General features: G+C 70.4%; 29 protein-coding genes and 2 tRNA genes. 14 read left to right on the top strand and 17 right to left on the bottom strand.

Translation table 11 applies throughout. The annotated features are described in order from the left end of the window. Positions 1-2: 2 nt before the first annotated feature. Positions 3-674: a hypothetical protein gene (locus E4V99_RS13420; RefSeq protein ID WP_135117557.1), complete on the bottom strand. Its 672-nt coding sequence runs from the start codon at positions 672-674 to the stop codon at positions 3-5. A gap of 49 nt (positions 675-723) precedes the next feature. Here E4V99_RS13420 and E4V99_RS13415 point away from each other — a divergent pair, with 49 nt between their 5' ends. Then, positions 724-1596, top strand: a complete 873-nt coding sequence (locus tag E4V99_RS13415) for an acyl-CoA thioesterase II (protein WP_245233189.1) — start codon at positions 724-726, stop codon at positions 1594-1596. On the opposite strand, the gene E4V99_RS13410 is transcribed toward E4V99_RS13415, so the two are convergent. The 5 genes from E4V99_RS13410 to msrA form a co-directional block, all read right to left on the bottom strand. Further along, positions 1587-2084 (bottom strand): thioesterase family protein, encoded by a 498-nt coding sequence (locus E4V99_RS13410; protein WP_135066950.1) that lies wholly within the window; start codon positions 2082-2084, stop codon positions 1587-1589. The two genes, E4V99_RS13415 and E4V99_RS13410, sit on opposite strands and share 10 nt — an antisense overlap. After that, positions 2077-3756 carry an energy-dependent translational throttle protein EttA gene (gene ettA, locus E4V99_RS13405; protein ID WP_135066953.1) on the bottom strand — a complete coding sequence of 560 codons (1680 nt, stop codon included), beginning with the start codon at positions 3754-3756 and terminating at the stop codon, positions 2077-2079. Before ettA ends, E4V99_RS13410 begins: the two co-directional genes overlap by 8 nt. 39 nt (positions 3757-3795) lie before the next feature. Continuing rightward, positions 3796-4296 carry a hypothetical protein gene (locus tag E4V99_RS18650; protein ID WP_240742653.1) on the bottom strand — a complete coding sequence of 167 codons (501 nt, stop codon included), beginning with the start codon at positions 4294-4296 and terminating at the stop codon, positions 3796-3798. Positions 4297-4315: 19 nt separating this feature from the next. Further along, a complete protein-coding gene (gene ssb / locus E4V99_RS13395; protein WP_135066956.1) occupies positions 4316-4837 on the bottom strand; it encodes a single-stranded DNA-binding protein in 522 nt (173 codons plus the stop codon). A gap of 147 nt (positions 4838-4984) precedes the next feature. Further along, on the bottom strand, positions 4985-5512 hold the full coding sequence (msrA, locus tag E4V99_RS13390; protein WP_135117556.1) for a peptide-methionine (S)-S-oxide reductase MsrA: 528 nt from the start codon (positions 5510-5512) through the stop codon (positions 4985-4987). 98 nt (positions 5513-5610) lie between these two features. Here msrA and E4V99_RS13385 point away from each other — a divergent pair, with 98 nt between their 5' ends. Beyond that, the gene (locus tag E4V99_RS13385; protein ID WP_135117555.1) at positions 5611-5856 is read left to right on the top strand and encodes a hypothetical protein; all 246 of its coding nucleotides are present in this window, start codon (positions 5611-5613) and stop codon (positions 5854-5856) included. A 1-nt stretch (position 5857) separates the two neighbouring features. Here the strand turns inward: E4V99_RS13385 and E4V99_RS13380 are convergent, their stop codons facing one another. Then, a complete protein-coding gene (locus tag E4V99_RS13380) occupies positions 5858-7276 on the bottom strand; it encodes a PLP-dependent aminotransferase family protein (protein ID WP_135117554.1) in 1419 nt (472 codons plus the stop codon). 62 nt (positions 7277-7338) lie between these two features. Between E4V99_RS13380 and E4V99_RS13375 the strand changes: the two genes are divergently transcribed. Next, on the top strand, positions 7339-7980 hold the full coding sequence (locus tag E4V99_RS13375) for a hypothetical protein (protein ID WP_245233188.1): 642 nt from the start codon (positions 7339-7341) through the stop codon (positions 7978-7980). On the opposite strand, the gene E4V99_RS13370 is transcribed toward E4V99_RS13375, so the two are convergent. After that, a complete protein-coding gene (locus E4V99_RS13370; RefSeq protein WP_135066968.1) occupies positions 7940-8149 on the bottom strand; it encodes a methyltransferase in 210 nt (69 codons plus the stop codon). The genes E4V99_RS13375 and E4V99_RS13370 overlap by 41 nt on opposite strands. A 100-nt stretch (positions 8150-8249) precedes the next feature. On the opposite strand from E4V99_RS13370, the gene E4V99_RS13365 reads away from it, so the two are divergent. From E4V99_RS13365 to E4V99_RS13355, 3 genes are all read left to right on the top strand, one after another. Then, positions 8250-8322: transfer RNA gene (locus E4V99_RS13365), tRNA-Arg, on the top strand. Between the two features lie 44 nt (positions 8323-8366). Further along, entirely contained in the window at positions 8367-8993 is a 627-nt protein-coding gene (orn, locus tag E4V99_RS13360; protein WP_135117553.1) for an oligoribonuclease, read from the top strand. A 38-nt stretch (positions 8994-9031) separates the two neighbouring features. Next, positions 9032-9107: transfer RNA gene (locus E4V99_RS13355), tRNA-His, on the top strand. A 43-nt stretch (positions 9108-9150) separates the two neighbouring features. On the opposite strand, the gene E4V99_RS13350 is transcribed toward E4V99_RS13355, so the two are convergent. The 3 genes from E4V99_RS13350 to E4V99_RS13340 are packed head-to-tail and all read right to left on the bottom strand — an operon-like array spanning position 9151 to position 10300. Further along, positions 9151-9501, bottom strand: coding sequence for a nuclear transport factor 2 family protein (locus E4V99_RS13350; RefSeq protein ID WP_135117552.1), 351 nt, complete (start codon positions 9499-9501; stop codon positions 9151-9153). Next, a complete protein-coding gene (locus E4V99_RS13345; RefSeq protein ID WP_135117551.1) occupies positions 9498-9962 on the bottom strand; it encodes an SRPBCC domain-containing protein in 465 nt (154 codons plus the stop codon). The genes E4V99_RS13350 and E4V99_RS13345 overlap by 4 nt, the downstream gene beginning before the upstream one ends. Beyond that, positions 9959-10300, bottom strand: coding sequence for a metalloregulator ArsR/SmtB family transcription factor (locus E4V99_RS13340; RefSeq protein ID WP_135117550.1), 342 nt, complete (start codon positions 10298-10300; stop codon positions 9959-9961). Before E4V99_RS13340 ends, E4V99_RS13345 begins: the two co-directional genes overlap by 4 nt. A 193-nt stretch (positions 10301-10493) precedes the next feature. Here E4V99_RS13340 and E4V99_RS13335 point away from each other — a divergent pair, with 193 nt between their 5' ends. Genes E4V99_RS13335 through E4V99_RS13320 form a run of 4 tightly spaced genes read left to right on the top strand, consistent with a single transcriptional unit; the run spans position 10494 to position 12245 of the window. Next, the gene (locus E4V99_RS13335) at positions 10494-10877 is read left to right on the top strand and encodes a metallopeptidase family protein (protein ID WP_245233187.1); all 384 of its coding nucleotides are present in this window, start codon (positions 10494-10496) and stop codon (positions 10875-10877) included. After that, the gene (gene clpS, locus E4V99_RS13330) at positions 10874-11164 is read left to right on the top strand and encodes an ATP-dependent Clp protease adapter ClpS (RefSeq protein ID WP_135117549.1); all 291 of its coding nucleotides are present in this window, start codon (positions 10874-10876) and stop codon (positions 11162-11164) included. The genes E4V99_RS13335 and clpS overlap by 4 nt, the downstream gene beginning before the upstream one ends. Beyond that, complete coding sequence (locus E4V99_RS13325) at positions 11161-11655, top strand: DUF2017 family protein (RefSeq protein ID WP_245233186.1); 495 nt, start codon at positions 11161-11163, stop codon at positions 11653-11655. The genes clpS and E4V99_RS13325 overlap by 4 nt, the downstream gene beginning before the upstream one ends. A gap of 44 nt (positions 11656-11699) precedes the next feature. Continuing rightward, complete coding sequence (locus E4V99_RS13320; RefSeq protein WP_135117547.1) at positions 11700-12245, top strand: YaeQ family protein; 546 nt, start codon at positions 11700-11702, stop codon at positions 12243-12245. Here E4V99_RS13320 and E4V99_RS13315 read toward each other — a convergent pair whose 3' ends face one another. The 6 genes from E4V99_RS13315 to gatC form a co-directional block, all read right to left on the bottom strand. Then, positions 12246-12839, bottom strand: coding sequence for a hypothetical protein (locus E4V99_RS13315; protein WP_135066983.1), 594 nt, complete (start codon positions 12837-12839; stop codon positions 12246-12248). Continuing rightward, positions 12814-13134 carry a hypothetical protein gene (locus tag E4V99_RS13310; RefSeq protein WP_135066986.1) on the bottom strand — a complete coding sequence of 107 codons (321 nt, stop codon included), beginning with the start codon at positions 13132-13134 and terminating at the stop codon, positions 12814-12816. Before E4V99_RS13310 ends, E4V99_RS13315 begins: the two co-directional genes overlap by 26 nt. Positions 13135-13172: 38 nt before the next feature. Then, positions 13173-14426 carry a DNA polymerase IV gene (locus E4V99_RS13305; protein WP_135117546.1) on the bottom strand — a complete coding sequence of 418 codons (1254 nt, stop codon included), beginning with the start codon at positions 14424-14426 and terminating at the stop codon, positions 13173-13175. Between the two features lie 118 nt (positions 14427-14544). After that, on the bottom strand, positions 14545-16059 hold the full coding sequence (gene gatB, locus E4V99_RS13300; RefSeq protein WP_135066992.1) for an Asp-tRNA(Asn)/Glu-tRNA(Gln) amidotransferase subunit GatB: 1515 nt from the start codon (positions 16057-16059) through the stop codon (positions 14545-14547). Further along, entirely contained in the window at positions 16059-17579 is a 1521-nt protein-coding gene (gene gatA / locus E4V99_RS13295) for an Asp-tRNA(Asn)/Glu-tRNA(Gln) amidotransferase subunit GatA (RefSeq protein WP_135117545.1), read from the bottom strand. Before gatA ends, gatB begins: the two co-directional genes overlap by 1 nt. Next, positions 17576-17875, bottom strand: a complete 300-nt coding sequence (gene gatC / locus E4V99_RS13290) for an Asp-tRNA(Asn)/Glu-tRNA(Gln) amidotransferase subunit GatC (protein ID WP_135066997.1) — start codon at positions 17873-17875, stop codon at positions 17576-17578. The genes gatA and gatC overlap by 4 nt, the downstream gene beginning before the upstream one ends. An 88-nt stretch (positions 17876-17963) precedes the next feature. Here gatC and E4V99_RS13285 point away from each other — a divergent pair, with 88 nt between their 5' ends. The 4 genes from E4V99_RS13285 to E4V99_RS13270 all read left to right on the top strand — a co-directional run bounded on the left by E4V99_RS13285 (position 17964) and on the right by E4V99_RS13270 (position 22613). After that, a complete protein-coding gene (locus E4V99_RS13285) occupies positions 17964-19667 on the top strand; it encodes a long-chain-fatty-acid--CoA ligase (RefSeq protein ID WP_135067000.1) in 1704 nt (567 codons plus the stop codon). A 124-nt stretch (positions 19668-19791) separates the two neighbouring features. Then, positions 19792-21156 carry a dicarboxylate/amino acid:cation symporter gene (locus E4V99_RS13280; RefSeq protein WP_135117544.1) on the top strand — a complete coding sequence of 455 codons (1365 nt, stop codon included), beginning with the start codon at positions 19792-19794 and terminating at the stop codon, positions 21154-21156. A 117-nt stretch (positions 21157-21273) separates the two neighbouring features. Next, the gene (locus E4V99_RS13275; protein WP_135117543.1) at positions 21274-22221 is read left to right on the top strand and encodes an aldo/keto reductase; all 948 of its coding nucleotides are present in this window, start codon (positions 21274-21276) and stop codon (positions 22219-22221) included. Further along, complete coding sequence (locus E4V99_RS13270; protein ID WP_135117542.1) at positions 22218-22613, top strand: MerR family transcriptional regulator; 396 nt, start codon at positions 22218-22220, stop codon at positions 22611-22613. Before E4V99_RS13275 ends, E4V99_RS13270 begins: the two co-directional genes overlap by 4 nt. Positions 22614-22635: the final 22 nt, after the last annotated feature.

Below are 22635 nucleotides of genomic sequence, written 5' to 3'. Positions count from 1 at the left end.
CCTCACTCCGGGCCGGTGCGGCGCACGGGCGTCAGCCCGGCGCGCACAGGCCCGCGCACCAGCACGTGTCCGCGCCGGAGCGAGATCCGCGTCCACGGGCCGGCGGAGCGCATGCTCGCCGTCTCCTCACCGGCGATGAAGCCGAGGGCGAAGGCCGCGAACGCCACCCCCAGCGGCAGGCCGCCCAGGGCGTCGTCGGGCGGCCCCCACACCTGGGCGCGGACGGCACGGACGGCGTCCTCGCCGGCGTCGACGGGCACCCGGTCGGCGACGGCGGCGATCCCCCACTGCGCGCGCGCGGCCAGGACGGATGCGGTCAGCTCGCCCGCCGCGGCCCATCCGCCGCGCGGCGGCGACACACCGGCCCAGCTCGCCGAGAGCGCCGTGGCCGGCAGCGCCACGGCCGCCCGGTCATCCAGCGCCGTCGTGAGCGCGTCGGCGGCGACGACGAGGTCGCATTCGAGCTCGGGATCCACGCCCATCACGCGCATCCCCAGGATCGTGGGCGTGCTGTCGCCCAGGCCGCGCGGGGCCAGCGGCGCGCACGTCACCACGAGCGTCCCCGCCGCCGCGCGCAGCCGCACCGCGCCGTCCCCGAGCCGCGAGGCGCGGGAGGCGAAGGTGAGCAGATCGGCCGCGGCCAGGGCGTCGGGGAAGATCAGGCGCGGGGACACCCGGCCTAAACTATCAAGGGGTGGTGGACGCCCGCCGGTAGGAGGACGAGTGTCGGACGCGGTCGATTCGGTGCAGGCACTGCTGGATGTCCTCGATCTGAAGGATGCCGGCGCACGCACCACCGAGGACATCTTCACCGGCACGTCCCAGCCGATGCCCACGGGGCGCGTGTACGGGGGGCAGGTCCTGTCGCAATCGGTGGTCGCCGCCGCGCGCACGCTGCCGTCCGATCGCATGATCCACTCCATGCACGGGTACTTCCTGCGCCCCGGCGATGTCGAGGACGGCATCACCTTCTCCGTCGATCGCATCCACGACGGCCGTTCGTTCTCCACCCGGCGAACCCAGGCGTACCAGGCGGGCGTGCCGATCTTCTCGATGATCGCCTCGTTCCAGGACGAGGACCCCGGCGTGGACCACCAGGAGCCGATGCCCGACGTCCCCGACCCCGACGACCTGGCCGATCCGGCGCTCGGCCCCGAGGCGCAGCATCCCATGACGCGGCGGCTCTTCAATGCGCGGCCCGTCGACCTGCGCCACGTGCCCTCTTCGATCTACTTCGAGGTCACCGGCGACCCCGCGCCGCGCCAGGCGGTGTGGATGCGCGCGCGGCGGCGTCTCCCCGACGACCGTCTGCTGCACCGCGCCGCTCTCGGCTATCTGAGCGACCTGACGATCCAGGAACCGATCCTGCGCGCCCACGGCATCCCGTGGTCGTATCCGGGACTGCGCGTGGCGAGCCTGGATCACGCCATGTGGTGGCACCGGGACGCGCGGGTGGACGACTGGCTGCTCTACGTGCAGGAGTCCCCCAGCGCCCTCGGCGGACGGGGGCTTGCCACCGGGCGGATCTACACCCGCGAGGGCGTCCTGGCCGCCAGCGTGGCGCAGGAGATCATGGTGCGCATCCCTCAGGACTGACGGCGCCGCCGGTAGTCGATCGGCTCGTCGAGGAACGGCGTCCACGCGGCGCGCTCCTCGGCGCTCCAGCGCTGGGGGCGGCCGGTGGCGGTGTCGACGATCACGACCACGGCCGTGGCCCGCGCGTACAGCACCTGCTCCTCGTCGCCGAGCGGGCTGTACACCTCGAAGCACACGTCCGCGCTGGAACCGCCGATGCGCCCGATCCACAGCTGCACGTCCAGCGGCCGCTGCCCGTACGGCACCGGCCGGTAGTACTCGATCTCCTGGCGGGCGATGAGGGTCGCACGGGCGCCGCCGTTCTCCAGCACGTCCATGTCGAACACGGCCGTGGGAAGCGGCTCCGCGGTGCCGTCGCCGCGCCAGAAAGCCCGCAGCCGGGCCTCTTCGAGCAGCTTCAGCATCGAGGTGTTGTTGACGTGACCGAGCGCGTCCAGATCGCCCCAGCGCAGGTGGATGGGGATGTGCAGCCGCGGCCGGTCAGTCACGCGTGAGCTTGCGGTAGGTGGAGCGGTGCGGGTTGGCGGCATCCGGGCCGAGGCGCTCGATCTTGTTCTGCTCGTAGGCTTCGAAGTTGCCCTCGAACCAGTACCACTTGTCGGGCTGCTCCTCGGTGCCTTCGTACGCCAGGATGTGCGTGGCGATGCGGTCCAGGAACCACCGGTCGTGCGTGATGACCACCGCGCAACCGGGGAATTCCAGGAGGGCGTTCTCCAGCGACCCCAGGGTCTCGACGTCGAGGTCGTTGGTCGGCTCGTCCAGCAGCAGCAGATTGCCCCCCTCCTTGAGCGTGAGCGCGAGGTTCAGGCGGTTGCGCTCACCACCGGAGAGCACGCCGGCCTTCTTCTGCTGGTCGGGTCCCTTGAAGCCGAACTTCGACACGTAGGCGCGCGAAGGGATCTCCACCTTGCCGACGGTGATGATGTCCAGCCCGTCGGAGACGACCTCCCACAGCGACTTGTTCGGGTCGATGTTGGCGCGCGACTGGTCGACGTAGCTGATCTTGACCGTCTCGCCGATCTTGAGCTGGCCGCCGTCCAGCGGCTCCAGGCCCACGATCGTCTTGAACAGCGTCGTCTTGCCCACGCCGTTGGGGCCGATGACGCCGACGATGCCGTTCGGCGGCAGGCTGAAGCTCAGTCCGTCGATGAGCGAGCGGTCGCCGAAGCGCTTCTGCAGATTCTTCGCCTCGATCACGACACTGCCCAGACGCGGCCCCGGCGGGATCTGGATCTCCTCGAAGTCGAGCTTGCGCGTGCGGTCGGCTTCGGCGGCCATCTCCTCGTAGCGCGCCAGGCGCGCCTTGGACTTGGCCTGGCGTCCCTTGGTGTTCGAGCGGACCCAGTCCAGTTCGTCGGCGAGCCGCTTGGCCAGCTTGGCGTCCTTCTTGCCCTGCACCTCCAGGCGCTCGCGCTTCTTCTCCAGGTACGTGGAGTAGTTGCCCTCGTAGCCGATGAGGCGGCCGCGGTCGACCTCGGCGATCCATTCGGCGACGTTGTCGAGGAAGTACCGGTCGTGCGTGACGGCGATGACGGCGCCGGGGTATTTCTGCAGGTGCTGCTCCAGCCACAGCACGCTCTCGGCGTCCAAGTGGTTGGTCGGCTCGTCCAGCAGGAGGAGGTCGGGCTTCTGCAGCAGCAGCTTGGTCAGCGCGACGCGGCGCTTCTCACCACCGGACAGCGGCGCGATCTCTGCGTCGCCGGGAGGCGTGCGCAGCGCGTCCATCGCCTGCTCGAGCTGCGAGTCGAGGTCCCACGCGTCCGCGGCGTCGATCTCCTCCTGCAGCGTGCCCATCTCCGCCAGCAGCGCATCGAAATCGGCGTCGGGGTCGGCCATGAGACCGGAGATCTCGTTGAAGCGGTCGACCTTCGCCTTGATCGCGATGCCGTCCTGGATGTTCTCCAGCACGGTCTTGGATTCGTCCAACTCCGGCTCCTGCATGAGGATGCCCACGGTGAAGCCCGGGCTGAGCTTGGCCTCACCGTTGGAGGGAGTGTCCATCCCTGCCATGATCTTCAGGATCGTCGACTTACCCGCACCGTTCGGACCGACCATGCCGATCTTGGCACCGGGAAGGAACGCCATCGTGACGTCGTCGAGGATCAGCTTGTCGCCCACGGCCTTACGGGCGCGCACCATCGAGTAGATATATTCCGCCATAACCTGTCCAGTCTACGGTCCGCCGCCTGGACGCCGCCGTCACCAGTCGATCGGACGGGTGTTGCCGACGAGGCAACCGCCGGACTCGAGCCCGGGCATCACGGCGGTCACCGGGTCGCCGGTGGCGGGTCCCACCTGCCCGATGAGGCACTCCTCGCCCCACCGCACGGAGAACTGGATGCTTTCGGCGGGGTTGCCCACCGTCGACTCGTCGGCGGTGACCTGCATCGCCGTCCGATCGAATCCGGCCGCGGTGAGAGCGTCGATATAGGCACGCCCCGCCACTCGGTCCGGGTCAGGTCCGGCCCACACCGCCTGGACGATGCCGGTGAAGAAGGGCAGGTTGTCCTCGGCGGTGCCGTCGGGCACCAGCGCCGGCGCGGCCGGCGTCGGCGGAGCGTCGGACGGCGTGGGCGCCGGTGACGCGGCCGTCTGCGTGGGAGCAGGCTCGGATGCTGGGGTGCACGCCGTGGCCGTTGCGGTCAGCGCTCCGGCGAGCAGGAGGGCGGCAAGACGCCGGGTCAGGAGCGTTCGGGCCACGAGGGCAGTCTATGCCGCCTCAGAACGGCGTCTCGTCCGGGCCTCCCGAGGCCGCGGAGACCCTGTCCGCCCCGGCACCCACCAGATCCCCGGCCGGGATGGTCCAGCCGCTCGCATCGGTGGCGCCGGCGGCGGCCTGCTCGCCCGTACGGGCCTGCTCCCCCGCTCCCCGGTCGGCGTCCCCGCCGTCTGCGCGCTGGTAGGACGTGGTGCCCCACAGCAGGTCGTGGCCGACGGAGTCGGCGTCGATCTCGGCCGTCGTGCCGCGTTTGCTCCCGGTGTCCCAGTCGCGCAGCCGCAGTCGTCCGGTGACGACCACCCGGTCGCCCTGATGCAGCGACGCGTAGGCGTGCTCACCCAGCCCGCGGAAGGCGGACACCGTGAACCAGTTCGTGTACTGCTCGACCCACTTCCCGCTCCCGCGGTCGAACCGGCGGTGCGGGGATGCCACGCGGAACGAGGTGACCCGCACGCCTTCGGCGATCGTGCGCTGCTCGGGCTCGGTGGCGATATTGCCGGTGACGGTGATGATCTCGGTCATGTCGCATCCTCTCGGTCGGATGCTCCGGTGCCCGCGTGCCCGTCGGGCACCGGAGCTGTCACCATCGTCGCGAGCGGATGCGGTCCCTGGACGGCCGCGCACCTGGGCTGGGGACAGGCTGCGCTGCACGCGGCCTGGGGAGGAGACTCAGCCGGCCAGGATGTAATCAGCGAAGCGGGCGCGCACCTTGCTCACCTTCGGGACGGCCACGGCCAGGCAGTACCCCTGCGTGGGATTCTTCGCGAAGAAGTCCTGGTGCTCGTCCTCGGCCGGGAAGAACTCCCCGAGCGGTTCGATGGTGGTGACGACCCCGCCGTCCCACCACTGCGATGCGCGGTCGCGTGCTGCCTCGAACAGCCGGCGCTGCCCGTCGTCGGCGAAGAACATCGCGCTGCGGTACTGCGTCCCGATGTCGTTGCCCTGTCGGTTCAGCTGCCGAGGGTCGTGCATCGTGAAGTACGCGTCGAGGATCACCTCGGGCGGGATGACGTCGGAGTCGAAGGAGACCGCGACCGCTTCGGCGTGCCCGGTGCGCCCCATGCACACCTGCTCGTAGGTCGGGGCAGGCGTCTCGCCCCCGGTATAGCCGGAGACCACAGAGGTGACACCGCGCAGCGCGCGGTAGGCCGCATCCAGGCACCAGAAGCAGCCGCCTGCCAGCACGAACGTGGTCATGACTCCTCCTCTGGTCCGGCCCTCGCCTCCACGCTACGCGCTTCCCCTGCCCGCCCGGCGGCGCAGCGATGTCGGAGGGGGTGCCTACCGTGGACGGCATGATCACGATGGACACGCCCGAGCTGCCGGCACTGGCCTGGGCGCGCGTGCAGGTCGTCGGCCGGGGCCGGTGGCGGGTGACCGACCGCTCCGGACGCGTTCTCGGGCACGTGCACCGCGTCGCCACCGATCGGGGCTGGCGGTACGCCGCCGAGCGGTTCCACCTCGCGTCGCGGTCGTTCCGCCGGCTGGGCGAATTCTGGACGCCGGATGAGGCACTCGAGTGCCTCAGGTATCAGCGCTGACTCACACCACGGCGTCGAAGCGCTCGGCGCGGCCCAGCGGCGCACCCGCGATCACCCCGGGCCACGTCTCGGCGAGGATCCCGGCCGCCCGCACGAGCTCGTCCGGCGGTGAGGTGAACGGAACGCGCAGGTGCCGGTCGTGACCGCCCTCGACGGCGAACCGCGCGCCGGCGGACAGGTACAGCCCGCGCGACCGTGCCGCGATCACGAGGGGCGAGCTCAGCGGGGCATCCAGCTCGACCCACAGCGACACCCCGCCCCGCACCTGCGGCACCTCCCATTCCGGCAGCAGTGCGGCCAGCGCCGCGCTCAGCGCGTCACGACCTGCGCGCAGACCCGCGGAGCGCTGGGTGATGATCTCGGCCATTCGGGGCAGCAGCGCGGCGGCGACGGCCTGCTCGAACTCGGGGGTGCCGAGGTCGTGCACCGGCCGCGCCGCTGCGAGACGACGGATGATGTCGGCCGATGCCCGCACCCACCCGACCCGCAGACCGCCCCACACCGTCTTGCCGAGCGAGCCGATCCGGACCACGCGGGTGTCGCCGGCGAACGGCTCGGGTCCGCCGTCGTCGTCGATGGCGAGGTCGGCGATCGTCTCGTCGACGACGAGGAGGGTCCCGACCCTGTCGGCCGCCGCAGACAGCGAGCCGACCTCGCCGGGCGTCATCGTGCGGCCCGTCGGGTTCTGGAAGGAGGGCATCAGGTAGGCCAGCACCGGCAGGGTGCGCGCGAAGGCCTGCTCGGCGCGGTCCAGATCCCATCCCTCCCCCGTGGTCACCGGCACCGCGACCATCCGCGCCCCCGCCCGTCGGAAGGCATCGGCGGCATGCGGGTAGGTCGGCGTCTCGATGAGGACCCGGTCGGCACGGCCGAGCAGTACGGCGGCGATGAGATGGATGGCGCTCTGCGCACCGGAGGTGACCAGCACCTCGTCCGCCCCCGTGGGAATGCCCCGGTCGCGGTAGCGCCGGGCGATCTGCTCCCGCAGGACCGGGTGCCCCACGACGTCGTACCCCGAGCGCGCCACGAGCGTCGTCGCCCCCGTGGCGACCTCGGCGATCACGCCCGCGAGTCCGGGCCACGCCGAAGGCGAGGCCTGCTGCAGATCGAGCGCGTCGGACACGCCCGGGCGGACGCCGGGGTCGGTGCGGACAAGCGGGAGGGTCACGCTCCCCGATCCGCGGAGGCTCCGGATGTGGCCGGAGTCACGGAGGCTGCGGTATGCGGCGGCCACCGTGGTCCGGCTCACACCGAGTGCCGACGCGAGCTCCCGCTCGGCGGGCAGCGCCGTGTGCGCCGCGAGGCGGTTGTCCAGGCACAGCAGGCGCACGGCATCGGCCAGCGCCTCGTAGGCCGGCTCACTGCTGCGCCACCCGCCGAGACCGGTGGCCAGCGCCCGGGCGGAGATCCGCGAATCCATGCATGCCACCGTAGCCCTATTGGACCGTACGTCGAGGGCCAATCCGGTGATGTGATGGTTCCGTGCCTCGCCGGATCCTTCAGTTGCTCATCGGTCTCGCGCTGTACGGGTTCGGCTGCGCCTTGACGATCTCGGCCGGTCTGGGGGTCGACCCCTGGACGGTGCTCGCCGAGGGGCTGTCGTTGCGCACCGGCATCGGTGTGGGATGGATGACGAATCTGCTGGGGGCGGTGGTGCTGCTGGCGTGGATCCCGCTGCATCAGCATCCGGGCATCGGCACGCTGGCCAACATCGCCCTGGTGGGGACGGCGATGCAGGCCACGCTCGCCGTCGTGTCCACACCGTCGGCCCCGCTCCCCCGCATCGCCATGCTCGCGGCCGGAGTCGTGTCGGTGGCCGTGGCGTCGGGCCTGTACATCGGCGCGCGATTCGGTCCCGGGCCCCGCGACGGGCTCATGACAGGCCTGAATGCGCGCTTCGGCACGCCCATCTGGCTGTGCCGCCTCGGCGTGGAGGGGTCGGTGCTCGTCCTGGGATGGTGGCTCGGCGGCACCGTGGGGATCGGGACCGTGGTCTTCGCGGTGTGCATCGGCCCGCTGGTGCACATCGCGCTGCCGTTGTTCGACATCCCACCGGAGGGTCCCGGCGCGCCTGTGGGCGTCGTCAGTGCTCGCGGTACTGCGCGGGCTCGGCCCCTGGCTTGAGGTGGGACTGCAGCGCGCGCTTGGCGATGTCCATCGACGGATACGTTCCCAGAGCGGCATCCGCACCGGCCATGTGGACCGTGTAGCCCTCGCCGTCCTTCTGGATGGTGCCCACCACGCCGGCCGGTCCGTATGCCACCCAGAGGCGGCGTGTGCTGGTTTCGGTCATCGTCGATCCGTCCCTTCACTCGTGCGCCTCCGACGCTACGCCGCGCGACGGAGGGGCACCAGTGCACGCGGGCTCGCGCATCGGTACCCTGGGAGATCGACCCCCAGTAGCTCAGTGGATAGAGCAGCGGCCTTCTAATCCGCCGGTCACACGTTCGAATCGTGTCTGGGGGACGTGCGGCACCGGGGGGTTCCTCGTCCTCATTAGGATGGGGGACATGGTGGGAGCTTCCGAGAACGACCGCCTCGTGTGGATCGACTGCGAGATGACGGGACTCGACCTCACCGTCGACGAACTCGTCGAGATCGCGGTCGTGGTGACCGATTTCGAACTGACCGTGATCGACCCGGGGTTCCAGATCGTCATCAAGCCAGACGAGTCGGCCCTGGCGAACATGAGCGAATTCGTCACGGAGATGCATCGCACCTCCGGGCTGCTGGAGGAGATCCCCGCGGGCGTCTCCCTGGCGGACGCCGAGTTCCAGGCGCTGGAGTACATCCAGCGGTTCGTGCCGCTCGAGGGCAAGGCCCCGCTGGCCGGCAACACGATCGGCACCGACCGCATGTTCCTGGCGAAGTACATGCCGCGCGTGGATCGCTGGCTGCACTACCGCAACGTCGACGTGTCCAGCATCAAGGAGCTGTCGCGTCGTTGGTATCCCCGGGCCTACATCCATGCTCCGGCCAAGAGCGGCGGCCACCGCGCCCTCGCCGACATCCACGAGTCGATCCGCGAGCTGGCGTACTACCGCGGCGCCGTCTTCGTTCCCGAGCCCGGGCCCTCCAGCGACGACGCGCGCGCCGTGGCGGCGGCGACGGTGTCCGCGTATCCCTTCGCGATGTGAGAGAATCGTTGGGTTGCCCCGCGTGAGCGGGGCGCATGGTGGGTATAGCTCAGTCGGTAGAGCACCTGGTTGTGGTCCAGGGGGTCGCGGGTTCAAGTCCCGTTACTCACCCCAATGTTCTCTGCGAGAACCGGGGCACCTCAGAAGGCGTGCAACGTCACCCTAGAGGGACGATGTAGGAATCGACCTGTGCGATCAAGTCCCGCTGGAACGTGAACAGGTCGCTGTATGCGAACCGAAAGCTGCCGGTCTCGCGGTGGTGCCCGCGGCCGATCCCGGTGACGACGACGGCATCATCGGCTTCCAGGACGCGTTCCACCTCGAGCAACGGACTGCCCTCGAAAGCAGGGTTCTCGATCTCGGTGTCGAATTCGGCCTTCCCACGGGTCGTCCGCATGCCGTGAAGCTTCCAGACCACGTCCTCCGTCAGGCAGTCCAGGATCGCCTCATGATCGCTGCTGCGGAAACCATCCAGGTAGCGCTGCACGGTCTGCTGCCGGTTGCTCATAGGTTCATCCCTTCTGTGCGGGTCAGATCGGTGAGGACGAGCGCGAGTCGCTCGAGGACCCCGGTCAGTCCGGTGCGTGCCTGCTCCGTCCGCAGATCGGCGGGCAGGGCACGCTGGCGGATTCGGACCATCGTGCCGACACCGGCGGGTTCCAGGCTGATCTCCGTCACCAGGCCCGAGTGGGGCGAGCTGAAGGACAGCAACGACGGCGGGTCGATGACCTCGTACCGGAAGCGGAGCGGATGACTGCAACCATCGACCCCGACCGTGGCGAGCGTGAAAGCGCCCCCGATGCGAAGGTCGGCGGACACCGAGCCGGTGCGGATCGTTGCGTGATCGCCGCCCCAGAACGCCGCCAGGTGCTCGGGAGTCGTGAACATTCGCCACACCATCTCGGGATCGGCATCGAGATGCCGGACAGCGATCAGCTCGTCGCTATCCAGGGTCGCTCTCGCTCTCATGACTCCCCCTTGACCGCCGCAAGGTGCTGCTCGAGCAGGTCGAGGCGGGACTCCCACTCTCGCCGTTGATCGGCTATCCAGTCGCTGACCTCCTGCAGCCGTTCGATGTTCAGCCGACACGGGCGCCGCTGGCCATCGACCCGCTGGTGGATCAGACCACGGCTCCGGAGGATGCCGACGTGACGGGACACGGCCTGAGGCGTCAGGTCGAATGGTTCGGCGAGTTCGCCGACGGTTGCCTCGCCCCGCGTGAGTCGGCGGATGATCGCCCGGCGAGTCGGATCCGCCAGGGCATCGAAGGCTGCATCCAGCGCGAGGTCGGACTCACTCGTGATCATGGCGACCACGGTATACACAAGCTTCTCCTTGCACAAGGATCACGCTGTGTACGCCGGGTGTACCGGCTTTCTGCCACTGTGGTCTTCCGGAGGCACCTACCCGGCGGGTCGGCTAAGTTGGAACAGTCCGCGCCGGACCCGTGATCATGCCCCCACACCACGCCCCCTGCCCCCGCCCAGCCCCGTCGCCGTCATGATCGATCTGGACGACGACGCCTCGGGGTTGGGCAGCATGGATGCCGCGACCTTCGAGCAGCTCGTGATCGATGAACTGGACCGCCTCCCCGACGACATGGTCGATGGACTCGACAACGTCGTCTTCGTGGTGGAAGACCGCCCGGAGGACGGCTCGCTCGACCTCCTCGGACTCTACGACGGGTGGTCGCTGACCGAACGCGACCGGTACGGCAGCTCCGGCGAACTGCCCGACCGCATCATCCTGTACCGCGAGCCGCACCTGGCCGCGTGCGAGAGCCTGGAGGAACTGCGCGACGAGGTGCACACCACGCTCGTCCACGAGATCGCCCACTTCTACGGCATCGACGACACACGCCTGCACGAGCTGGGGTGGGCATGACCGGCACCCTGACCGAAGAGGACGTCCGGCGCGACACCGCCGCCGTCGCCGACCGCCCCTGGCAAACGGTGGTCTGGAACGATCCGGTGAATCTGATGAGCTACGTCGTCCACGTCTTCCGGACGTACTTCGGCTACCCGCCGGCCGAAGCCACCCGCCTCATGCTCGCCGTGCACCACGACGGTCATGCCATCGTGGCCGAAGGCCCGCGCGAGCAGATGGAACTGCACACCGCGGCGATGCACGACTACGGATTGTGGGCCACCGTGCGGAAGGCCCCCGAATGAGCGGCCGCCTGCTGGTGCTCGAGCTCACCACCATCGAGGTGGCTCATCTGATCGCCATCACCGAGCAGTTCCTCGAACTGGTCGGCGATACCGGTTCATCGCGCGATCCAGCGGTCGCGCGCCTCGTGCCCGACGCCTACCCCGGCGATCCGGACGCGTCCGGCGATTTCCGCCGGCTCACCTCCGGCGATCTCCTGGATCGCCGCGCGAACGACGCGCGCACGCTGCTGGGCACGCTCGCCCAGCACGGCCCGGTCCCGCCCGTCTCGGAGCTGGACGAGCACTCCGCGATGCGTCCGCTGACGGTGACCCTCGACGCGGAGGAGTCGGCCGCATGGCTGCGCACACTGGCCGCGCTGCGGCTGGTCCTGGCGTCGCGCATGGGCATCGTGGACGAGGACGACGATCCGATCGACGATCCGCGCGCCGTCCTGTACGACTGGCTGGGCCAGCGCCTGGACGCGCTCGTGGCCGCGGTGGGCCCGGCCTGACCGCTGTCGGGCGAGAGTGCCGGTGACGCGTAGGCTCGGGAGTTATGGCCGCCGGCGCAACAGTCCACACGTTCAGCGTGAATCTGGCCGATGTCGACCGCGGCGTGTATGAGGAACTATCGCTGCGCGTGGCGCGCCACCCGTCCGAGACCGACGCGTTCATGATGACGCGCGTCCTCGCGTACTGCATCGAGTACGAGGAGGGGATCGCCTTCAGCGAGGGCATCTCCGCCACGGATGAGCCGGCCGTGCTCGTGCGCGATCGCACCGGTCGCGTCACGGCGTGGATCGAGGTGGGGGCACCGGATGCCGAGCGCCTGCACTACGGCAGCCGGCTCGCCGACCGGACCCGCGTGTACACCCACCGCGATCCCGCGAAACTCGTCGCGTCGTGGGCGGGCAAGCGCATCCACCAGGCGGACGCGATCGTGGTGCACAGCTTCGACGCGGGATTCATCGACGCCGCCGCATCCCGCCTCGAACGGCGCAGCACGATGACCCTGTCGATCACCGAACGCCGTCTCTACCTCGAACTCAACGGCGCGACCCTGGACTCCGCCGTGCACGACCTCGCCTTGGACGCCGCCTGATCACGGCAGAGTGAAGCTCGCCGTGGCGTGGCGCTGGGGGTCGTCCGAACGGAGATGCGCGTCCTCCTGCGCGGCCCAGCGCTGCCAGTGCGGTCGATAGCCCTCGCCGTCGCGCGCCAGTGCCCGCGTCCGCCGGGCCGGCTCGGGAGCGTCCAGCCACACCCGCACGTCACCGAGCAGGGCCGTGCGGGGCGTCAGGAGGCCGGAGCCTTCGACGATGAGCGGCAGCGACGGATCCACGGCATGCGCCTCGGCGCGTCGGCCGCCCTCCCAGTCCCAGCGCTGCCAGACGCCGACCGCGCCGCGCGCATGAGGCACGAGGATCGCGGTGCGCGCGTACTCCACGCCCTCGGTCAGGCCGTCCCAGCCGGGGTAGAGGGAATCCAGGGCGACCAGCTGCACGCGACCGCGCTGCGGCCAGCGCGCCACGAGAAGCCGCGCGAGCGACGTCTTCCCCGCGCCGCTCCGGCCGTCGATCAGGACGACCGGGTTGGCGGCGGCGACCCCGCGGACGGCATGTGCGACCGCATCCGCCGCCGACTCCAGCGCGCGGGCGAACGGGTCGGGACTACTTCTTGAGTGCCCGGACGACACGGCTGAGGGCGCGACCGGCCACCCACACGAACGGGATCGCCACCGCGAGGAACGAGACGATGTTCGGCTCGAACCGCAGGTCGTCCCCACGACGGATGTAGGCGCCGAGGGGCACAGTGTAGCCGCCGCCACCACCGCCGCCGTTGCCGGACTCGTCGGCCCCGCCGCCGAAGCCCGTCCAGGTGAGGGCGACCGGCACGAGACGGACGCCGTCGACGTCGAGCTGCTCTCCGTATGCGGCGGTGACGCCGAACTGCGCGGCTTGTTCACCGAGTTCGAGTGCGATGTTGGGCATGGCTCCACCGTAGCGCCCGGCAGCGACAGTTCCCAGCGTCACTCCCCGGACGGCAGCGGATGCGACGGCAGCGACCCGCCGTCGCGCCGCGGGCCGAGCAGGGCTGCGCGCGTGACGGCGCCCCGCCCGAAGCGCTCGGCGGCCCCGTCGAGCGCATCCTCCACGGCGCGCCACTCCTCATCGTCGTCCCACAGCCCCAGCGGCCCGGCGGCGGCCCGCAGCTTCTCCGCGCGCACGCCGATCAGCCGCACCGGGAGGGGCCGGGGGATGCCGTCGAACAGCTCGATCGCCGCCTCCCCGATGCGCTGCCCGACGGCGGTGGGCTCGGCGAGGGTGCGCGAACGGCTGAGCGTCGTGAAATCCGAGAACCGCACCTTGATCGCGACGGTCGCCGACTCCACGCCGTGCCGGCGCAGGCGCACGCCCACCCGGTCGGCGAGGCGGCGCAGCTCGACGTGCAGCACGCGGGTGTCGGCGATGTCGACCGAGAACGTCTCCTCGTGGCCGATGCTCTTCTCGACGTGCTCGGTCTGCACCTCGCGCGCGTCCAGGCCGTGGGACAGCTGCCACACCCGCTCCCCCATCGCCGGCCCGAGGGCGCGATCGAGGATGTGCCGCGGCGAGGCGAGCACATCGGCGACGGTGCGGATGCCGCGGGATTCCAGCGCCTCGGCGGCCTTCGGGCCCACGCCCCACAGCGCCCGCACCGGCCGGGCGGCCAGGAACGCCAGCGTCTCAGCCTCGGGCACGACCAGCAGGCCGTCCGGTTTGCTGATCGTGGAGGCCATCTTCGCCACGTGCTTGGTCGCCGCCGCACCGACACTGCACGTGAGGCCGGTCTCCTCGAGCACCCGGGCCCGCAGCATGCGCGCGATCTCGGTCGGGCTCCCCCACAGCCGGCGGGCGCCGCGGACATCCAGGAACGCCTCGTCGATGGAGAGCGGCTCCACGAGCGGGGTGAAGTCGCGGAAGATCTCCATGACCTGGCGGGAGAGCTCGGTGTAGCGGTCGAAGTGCGGCATCACGACCACCGCCGTGGGGCACAGGCGCAGCGCCTGCCACACCGGCATCGCCGAGCGCACGCCGAACCGTCGCGCCTCGTACGAGGCGCTGGAGACGACCCCGCGACCTTCGGGCGAGCCGACGATGATCGGCTTGCCCGTCAGCGACGGGTCGTCCAGAACCTCCACCGAGGCGTAGAACGCGTCCATGTCGACGTGCAGGATGCCCGCGCCGGTGTCGTCGGCGCCGTCGGCGGAGACGATACGTCCCGATCCGTCGCCGCGTCCCATACGTCCATTCTCCCCGTCGCCGCCGACATCCCCGCACCGCCCCGAATCAGGAGAATCGCCCGAGTCAGGACCGGATTGCTCCGGATGCTCCTGATTCGGGCGACTCTCCTGATGTGGGCTACTGCGCGGCGCGCTCCAGCACGAGCTCGCGCACGCGCGCGGCGTCGGCCTGGCCCTTCATGGCCTTCATGACCGCGCCGATCACCGCTCCGGCGGCCTGCACCTTGCCGTCGCGGATCTTCGCGAGGACGTCGGGCTGGGAGGCGAGAGCCTCGTCGATCGCGGCCAGGAGCGCGCCGTCGTCGGAGACCACGGCCAGGCCGCGTGCATCCACGACCTCCTGCGGCGTGCCCTCGCCGGCGATGACACCCTCCAGCACCTGGCGGGCGAGCTTGTCGGTGAGCGTGCCGGCGTCGATGAGGCGCTGCAGCGCGGCGACGTTCTCCGGCGACACGAGGTCGGGAGCCTCACGGTTCTGCGCGTTCGCGATGCGGCTGATCTCGCTCATCCACCACTTGCGGGCCGCGGCGGGCGAGGCACCGGCGGCGACCGTCGCCTCGACCTCGGCCAGCAGGCCGGCGTTGACGACGCCCTGGAAGTCGATGTCGGCGAAGCCCCACTCGCCCTGCAGCCGGCGCCGGCGCGCGGCCGGCGGCTCGGGCAGAGCTGCCCGCAGCTCCTCGATGAGCTCCTCGGAGGGAGCGACGGGGAGCAGGTCGGGCTCGGGGAAGTAGCGGTAGTCGTCGGCGTCCGACTTCGGGCGGCCGGGCGAGGTGGTGCCGGTGTCCTCGTGCCAGTGCCGGGTCTCCTGGATGATCGTGCCGCCGGCGGCGAGGATCGCGGCCTGGCGCTGGATCTCGTAGCGCACGGCACGCTCCACCGAGCGCATCGAGTTGACGTTCTTCGTCTCGGTGCGCGTGCCGAGCTTCTCCTGCCCCCGCGGGCGCAGGGAGACGTTGGCGTCGCAGCGCAGGTTGCCCCGCTCCAGACGCGCCTCCGAGATGCCGAGGGACAGCACGATGTCGCGGATCGTCTGGACGTACGCCTTCGCGAGCTCGGGAGCGGACCGTTCCGCTCCGAAGATCGGCTTGGTGACGATCTCCACGAGCGGCACGCCGGCGCGGTTGTAGTCGACCAGGGAGTATTCCGCCCCCTGGATGCGGCCGGTCGAACCGCCCACGTGGGTCAGCTTGCCGGCGTCCTCCTCCATGTGCGCCCGCTCGATCGGCACGGTCACGACCGTGCCGTCGGGCAGTTCCACCTCGACCGAGCCTTCGAAGGCGATGGGCTCGTCGTATTGGGAGATCTGGTAGTTCTTGCCCAGGTCGGGGTAGAAGTAGTTCTTCCGTGCGAACCGGCTCGAGGGCGCGATCGAGCAGCCGAGGGCGAGCCCGAGCGAGATGGAGAACCGCACGGCCTGCTCGTTGACGACCGGCAGGGCTCCCGGGAGCCCCATGTCCACGGGCGCCACGAGCGTGTTCGGCGCGGCGCCGTGGTTGTCGGAGTGGGCGGGGTTGGGCGCTCCGGAGAACATCTTCGTGCGCGTGTTCAGTTCGACGTGCACCTCGAATCCGAGGACCGGCTCGAAACGTTCGAGGGCCTCGTCGAAGTCCATCAGCGTGTCCTTCGCCATCAGCGGCTCCCTCCGTCCAGGGCGGGTGCGCGGTCCAGCAGCGGGCCGCCCCACTCGTCCACCAGCAGTGCCTCCACGGCGGCGCCCACGCGGTACAGGCGGGCATCCTCCCGCGCGGGCGCGAGGAACTGGATGCCCACGGGCAGCCCGTCCTCGGCGGCGAGACCGGAGGGGATGGAGATCCCCGGCACGCCGGCGAGGTTCGCCGGGATGGTCGTGACGTCGTTGAGGTACATCTGCAGCGGGTCGTCGATCTTCTCGCCGAAGCGGAAGGCCGTCGTGGGAGCCGAGGGCGTCGCGATGACGTCGACCTGCGCGAAGGCGGCGTCGAAGTCGCCCTGGATGAGCGTCCGCACCTTCTGGGCGCTGCCGTAGTACGCGTCGTAGTACCCCGCCGACAGCGCGTAGGTGCCCAGGATGATGCGGCGCTTGACCTCGTCGCCGAAACCGGCGTCGCGGGTGGCGGCCATGACCTCCTCCACGGTGGCCGCGGCGTGCGGGGTGACCCGCATCCCGAACCGCACCGAGTCGAACTTCGCAAGGTTGCTGGAGGCCTCCGCCGGGAGGATCAGGTAGTACGCGGCCACGCCGTACTCGAAGTGCGGCGCGCTGACCTCGACGATCTCGGCGCCCTGCGCCGCCATCGCCGAGAGGGCGTCGCGGAACGACGACGCCACCCCGGCCTGGAAGCCGCTGTCGGCGAGCTCGCGGATGACACCGACCTTCAGTGCCTTCAGGACCTGTCCGGTCGCGCCCTCGCGGGCGGCATCGGCGAAGGACGGCCACGCGTCGGTGAGCGAAGTCGCATCGTGCGGATCGTGTCCGGCGATGACGTCGTGCAGGAGCCCGGCGTCCAGCACCGTGCGCGTGACCGGCCCGACCTGGTCCAGGCTCGAAGCCAGCGCGATCGCGCCGTAGCGGCTGACGCCGCCGTAGGTGGGCTTCATCCCGACCGTGCCGGTGACGTGCGCCGGCTGGCGGATGGAGCCGCCGGTGTCCGAGCCCAGGGCCAGCGGCGCCTCGAAGGCGGCCACCGCCGCCGCCGATCCGCCGCCCGAGCCGCCGGGGATCCGCTCACGGTCCCACGGGTTGCGCGTCGGGCCGTACGCGGAGTGCTCGGTGGAGGACCCCATGGCGAACTCGTCCATGTTGGTCTTGCCCAGCGGCACGAGACCGGCCGCGCGGGAGCGTGCGACGACCGTCGCGTCGTACGGCGACAGGTAGCCCTCGAGGATCTTCGAGCCGCTCGTGGAGGGCATGTCGGTCGTGACGAGCACGTCCTTGATCGCCAGCGGCACGCCCGCGATCGGGCCGAGCTCCTCGCCGGCCGCGCGACGGCGGTCGATGTCGGCGGCGACGTCGAGGGCATGGGCGTTGACGTGCAGGAAGGCGTGCAGGTCGCCGTCGACGGCGGCGATCCGGTCGAGGTGGGCCTGCGTGGCCTCCACGCTGGACACCTCACCGGCGGACAGGCGCGCGGCGAGATCGGACGCGCTCAGGCGCGTGAGGTCGTCGGTCACTGCTCCTCCCCCAGGATCGCGGTCACGCGGAAGCGGTTGTCCGCCGCATCCGGGGCGTTCTGCAGCACCTGCTCCAGGCTCAGCACGTCGCTGGGCACGTCGGTGCGGAACACGTTCTGCAGCGGGATCGGATGACTCGTCGCGACGACCTCGGGCGTGGCGACCTCCGAGACCTTCGCGATGTTGTCGACGATCACGTCGAGCTGGCCGGTGAGGCGCTCGACCTCCTCGTCGCTGAGCTGGATCCGGGCGAGCACACCGAGATGGCGCACGAGATCGGGGGTGATTTCAGACACCCCTTCAGTCTAGGTTCTGCCGCACGACCCTCCGATGCACCCGGCGCGGAGGCGGGAGGGGTCGTGACGGACGAAATAGGGTGGCGGGATGACCACGTACGACCCGCCGCGGCCCTGGGTGAACAGCTACGCCGACGGCGTGCCCGCCGACCTCGATCCCGTGAGCGGGTCGCTCGTCGACATCGTCGCGGCATCGGCGCGCGATTATCCGGATGCTCCGGCCCTGGAGTTCTTCGGTCGCACGACGTCGTACCGCGAGCTCGAGCAGCAGATCTCCCGGGCAGCCGAAGGGCTGCGGGCCCGGGGCGTGCGGGCGGGAGACCCCGTCGCCATCGTCCTGCCGAACTGCCCGCAGCACATCGTGGCGTTCTACGCGGTGCTTCGCCTGGGCGCCGTGGTGGTCGAGCACAATCCGCTGTACACGCCTCGCGAACTGCGCAAGCAGTTCGAGGACCACGGCGCCGCGCACGCGATCGTGTGGAGCAAGGTCGTCGGCGCGGTGCAGGCCTTCCCCGACGACCTCCGCGTCGACACGCTCGTGTCGGTCGACCTCACCCGTGCGATGCCGCTGGCCACGCGCACCGCGCTGCGGCTCCCCATCGCACGGGCGCGGGAATCCCGGGCCGCCCTGCATGAGAAGGTCTCCGGAACGGTGACGTGGGAAGAGCTGCTGCGCGCCGAGCCGCTCCCCGCCACCTACCCCCGGCCGGCCACCGACGACCTCGCGATCATCCAGTACACCTCCGGCACCACCGGGACCCCCAAGGGGGCCGCGCTCACGCACCGGAACCTGCTGGCCAACGCCGCACAGGCGCGCGCGTGGGTGCCCTCCATCCACCGCGGCGACGGATGCGTCGTGTACGCGGTGCTGCCGATGTTCCACGCGTACGGCCTCACTCTGTGCCTCACCTTCGCGATGTCGATGGGCGCCCGGCTGGTGCTCTTCCCCAAGTTCGACCCCGACCTGGTCCTCGCCGTGACCAAGAAGCGGCCGGCGACGTTCCTGCCGCTCGTGCCGCCGATCGCGGAGCGGCTGCTGACGGCGTCGCGGGAGAAGGGCATCTCCCTGGCCGGCACGGGAATCGCGATCTCGGGCGCGATGGCCCTGCCGCACGACCTCGTGGTGCCCTTCGAGGAGGCCACCGGCGGGTATCTCGTCGAGGGCTACGGGCTCAGCGAATGCGCCCCCGTGCTGATGGCCAACCCCGTCGCCGACAACCGCGTACCCGGTACCGTCGGCCTGCCGCTGCCGGGCACCGAGTGCCGCGTCGTGGATCCCGACGATCCCCGCACGGACGTGCCCGCGGGCGAACGCGGTGAGCTCGTCGTGCGCGGACCGCAGGTCTTCGGCGGCTACTACGGCAAGCCGGAAGACACCGAAGCCGCCTTCGTGGACGGCTGGTTCCGCACCGGCGACATCGTCACGATCGACGAGGCCGGCTTCGTGCGCATCGTCGACCGCATCAAGGAGCTCATCATCACCGGCGGCTTCAACGTCGCCCCCACCGAGGTGGAGAACGTCATCCGCCAGCATCCGCACGTCGCCGATGTCGCCGTCGTGGGTCTTCCCAGCGACCGCTCGGGCGAAGAGGTCGTAGCCGCTGTCGTCTTGGACGACACCGACGACGACGTCGACGTGGAGGCGATCCGCGCGTTCGCGCGCAGCATCCTCACCCCCTACAAGGTGCCGCGGCGCATCTTCGTCGTCGATGAGCTGCCGCGCTCGCTCATCGGGAAGGTGCAGCGCCGTCAGGTGCGCGATCGTCTGCTCGCGCTGACATCGGGGGCCTGACGGCGGCTGTCCGTCGGGGTCCGCGGGGCCCGTTCCCCGTGGAAACAGCACGGTAACGCGGAGGAACCGGCGCCGAAATCCGCCCTCGCAACACTGGGGTCCTCGACAGAAAGCGACGGACCCCATGGCGACGACCGTTCCCCCGGCCCTCATCAGCGAACCCCCGGCCCCGAGCCGGAGCCGACGCTACGGGCGGGCGCTCCGCCACCCGGCCGCCCTCATCGGCATCGCCGCGATCGCAGGGATCGCCTTCGGACTGCTGGTGGGCGACTGGGCGGCCAACCTCAGATTCATCGGCGACCTGTTCATCCGCCTCATCCAGATGTCGATCGTGCCGCTGGTGATGGCCTCCGTCATCGTCGCGACCGGCTCGCTCACGGGCACCGGAATGGGAAAGCTGGCCGGCCGCACGTTCTCGTGGATGATCGGGTTCTCCGCCGTCGCCGCCCTCGTGGCATGGGGACTCAGCACCCTCATCCGGCCGGGCGCCGGGATGGTCTTCGACGGCGAGCTGGATCCCGCCCTGCAGGAGTCGGCCTCGCAGGCGACGGGGTGGCAGGAGACGATCCTCGGATTCGTCTCGACGAACATCTTCTCGGCGATGTCGACGGCCACGATGGTGCCGATCATCCTGTTCTCGCTGCTGTTCGGTCTCGCCCTGAACAGCTACATCGCCAAGACCGGCAGCCGCCTCGTCCTGGATTTCCTCGATCAGGTGCAGCAGATCGTCCTGACGATGATCCGCTTCGTGATGTACATCGCCCCGATCGGCGTCTTCTGCCTGCTCGCGGCGCTGGCGGGCGACGTGGGTTTCGCCGTCATCACCTCGGCCGTGGCGTATCTCGGCACGACGCTCCTCGGTGTCGTCATCATCACGGTGCTGTTCGTCGTGGTCGTCACCGTCCGCACGCGCCTCAGCCCGTGGCGCCTGCCGGCCAAGCTCGCCGAGCAGACGGTGGTGGCCATCACCACGACGAGCTCGGCGGTGACCTTCCCCACCGTCCTGCGCAACGCGGTCGAAAAGGTCGGCATCAGCCAGCGGGTGGCGAACTTCACGCTCTCGGTCGGACTCACGATGGGCTCGTACGGCGCAGTCCTGAACTACATGATCGTGGTGATGTTCCTCGCCCAGGCGGGACGCGTGGAGTTGACGGCCGGCCAGGTCGTGCTGGGCATGGCGCTGGCGATCCTGCTCAACATGGGCACGATCACCGTCCCGGGCGGCTTCCCCGTCGTCGCGATGTTCCTGGCGACCTCCATCGGCTTGCCCATCGAGGCGGTCGGACTCCTCATCGCCGTCGACTGGTTCACCGGCATCTTCCGCACGTTCCTCAACGTCAACGGCGACACGATGGTCGCGATGCTCGTGGCGCAGTCGACGGATGAGATCGACCGCGACGTGTACAACGGCACGGCGGACGCCGCCCCCGCGCACATCGACATGGCCGACCACGGCGACCGCTTCGCCCGCGCCGACGCCGCCGACTGACCCCTCATCCGCGCCGGCCGGCCTCTCCTCCATCGAGAGGCCGGCCGGTCCTTGCGCCGCTCGAAGCGTCGGACCGCGTCTTGACATGGTGTGCGCTCCAGGTGGTTTCATGCCCCCATGACGACAGACACCGCCGGCATCGCCTTGGGCACGATGTATTTCGGAACGCGGCTGGATCGGGCCGCGTCCTTCGCGATCCTCGATCGTTTCGTGGAACGGGGCGGACGCTGGCTGGACACCGCCGACAACTATGCGTTCTGGGTGGACGAGTCCGGCCTGGGCGGCGCCAGCGAGACCGTGATCGGAGCGTGGCTGCAGGCGAACCCGGGAGCGCGCGACGAGGTTCTCCTCTCGACCAAGGTCGGCGCGGATCCGACCGTGGCAGGAGCTTGGCCCGAGTCGATGGAGGGGCTGCGGCCGCAGACGATCCATGACGCCCTCGACCGCTCCCTCGCCCGGCTGGGCACCGATCACGTCGACCTGTACTGGGCGCATGTGGAAGACCGCTCGGTCGACCTCGACGCCCAGGTGGAGGCCTTCGGCTCGGTGATCGCAGACGGCCGGGCGCGCCGGATCGGAGCATCCAATCACGCGACCTGGCGGGTCGAGCGCGCCCGCAGCCTCGCCCGGCAGCGCGGAGTGGAGCCCTTCACCGCCGTGCAGCTGCGGCACACGTACCTCCAGCCGATCCCCTTCGCTCCGCTTCCCGACCAGGGGCACGTTGTGGCGACCCCCGAAGCGCTGGACTACGCGGAGTCGGAGGGACTGGCCGTGTGGGCCTACAGCACCCTGCTCACCGGCGCGTACACGCGGGAGGAACGCCTGCAGGAGCCGTACCGCCACCTGGACACGCGGCGTCGGCTGGAGGCGCTGGATCGCGTCGCCGAACAGCTCGGCGCCACGAGGAACCAGGTCGTGCTGGCGTGGCTTCTGGGGTCCACCCCACGGATCACCCCCATCGTGGGCGTGTCCGGCATCAGCCAGCTCGACGAGACGATGGACGCGCGCGACCTCCACCTGGATGCCGACGCGCGCACCCTCCTCGACGAGGCGGCGGGCCGGTGAGCGCGACACTCACGATCGGCGAGGCGAGCGCGTCGAGTGGAGTCTCACCGGACGCGCTCCGCTACTACGAGGAGGAGGGGATCATCGGGCCGCTCGGCCGGGACGCCTCGAACCGTCGGAGGTTCAGCGAGAGCGACATCGCGTGGATCGGTGTCGTGACGTGCATGAGGGAGGCTGGTCTGGGGATCTCCGAGCTGCGGGTGTTCGCCGCACTGCTGCGCGGCGGCGACACGTCGGAGGACCCCGTCACCTTCCTCCGGGGTCGGCGGGCCGCGCTCGCTGCGCGCGCCGACCTTCTCGCGCGGGCGATCGATGTCCTCGACGACAAGATCTCGTACTTCAGCCGGATGTCGGCGTCGGAGGATGGCACGAGCGCGCACGTCGCCGGTTAGCAACGACCCCTGCCTCGCCGCG

This window comes from Microbacterium sp. dk485 (assembly GCF_004570445.1).
GTDB lineage: Bacteria > Actinomycetota > Actinomycetes > Actinomycetales > Microbacteriaceae > Microbacterium > Microbacterium wangchenii.
The sequence above is the reverse complement of the archived record's forward strand: the minus strand, read 5'-3'. Positions and strand labels throughout refer to the sequence as shown.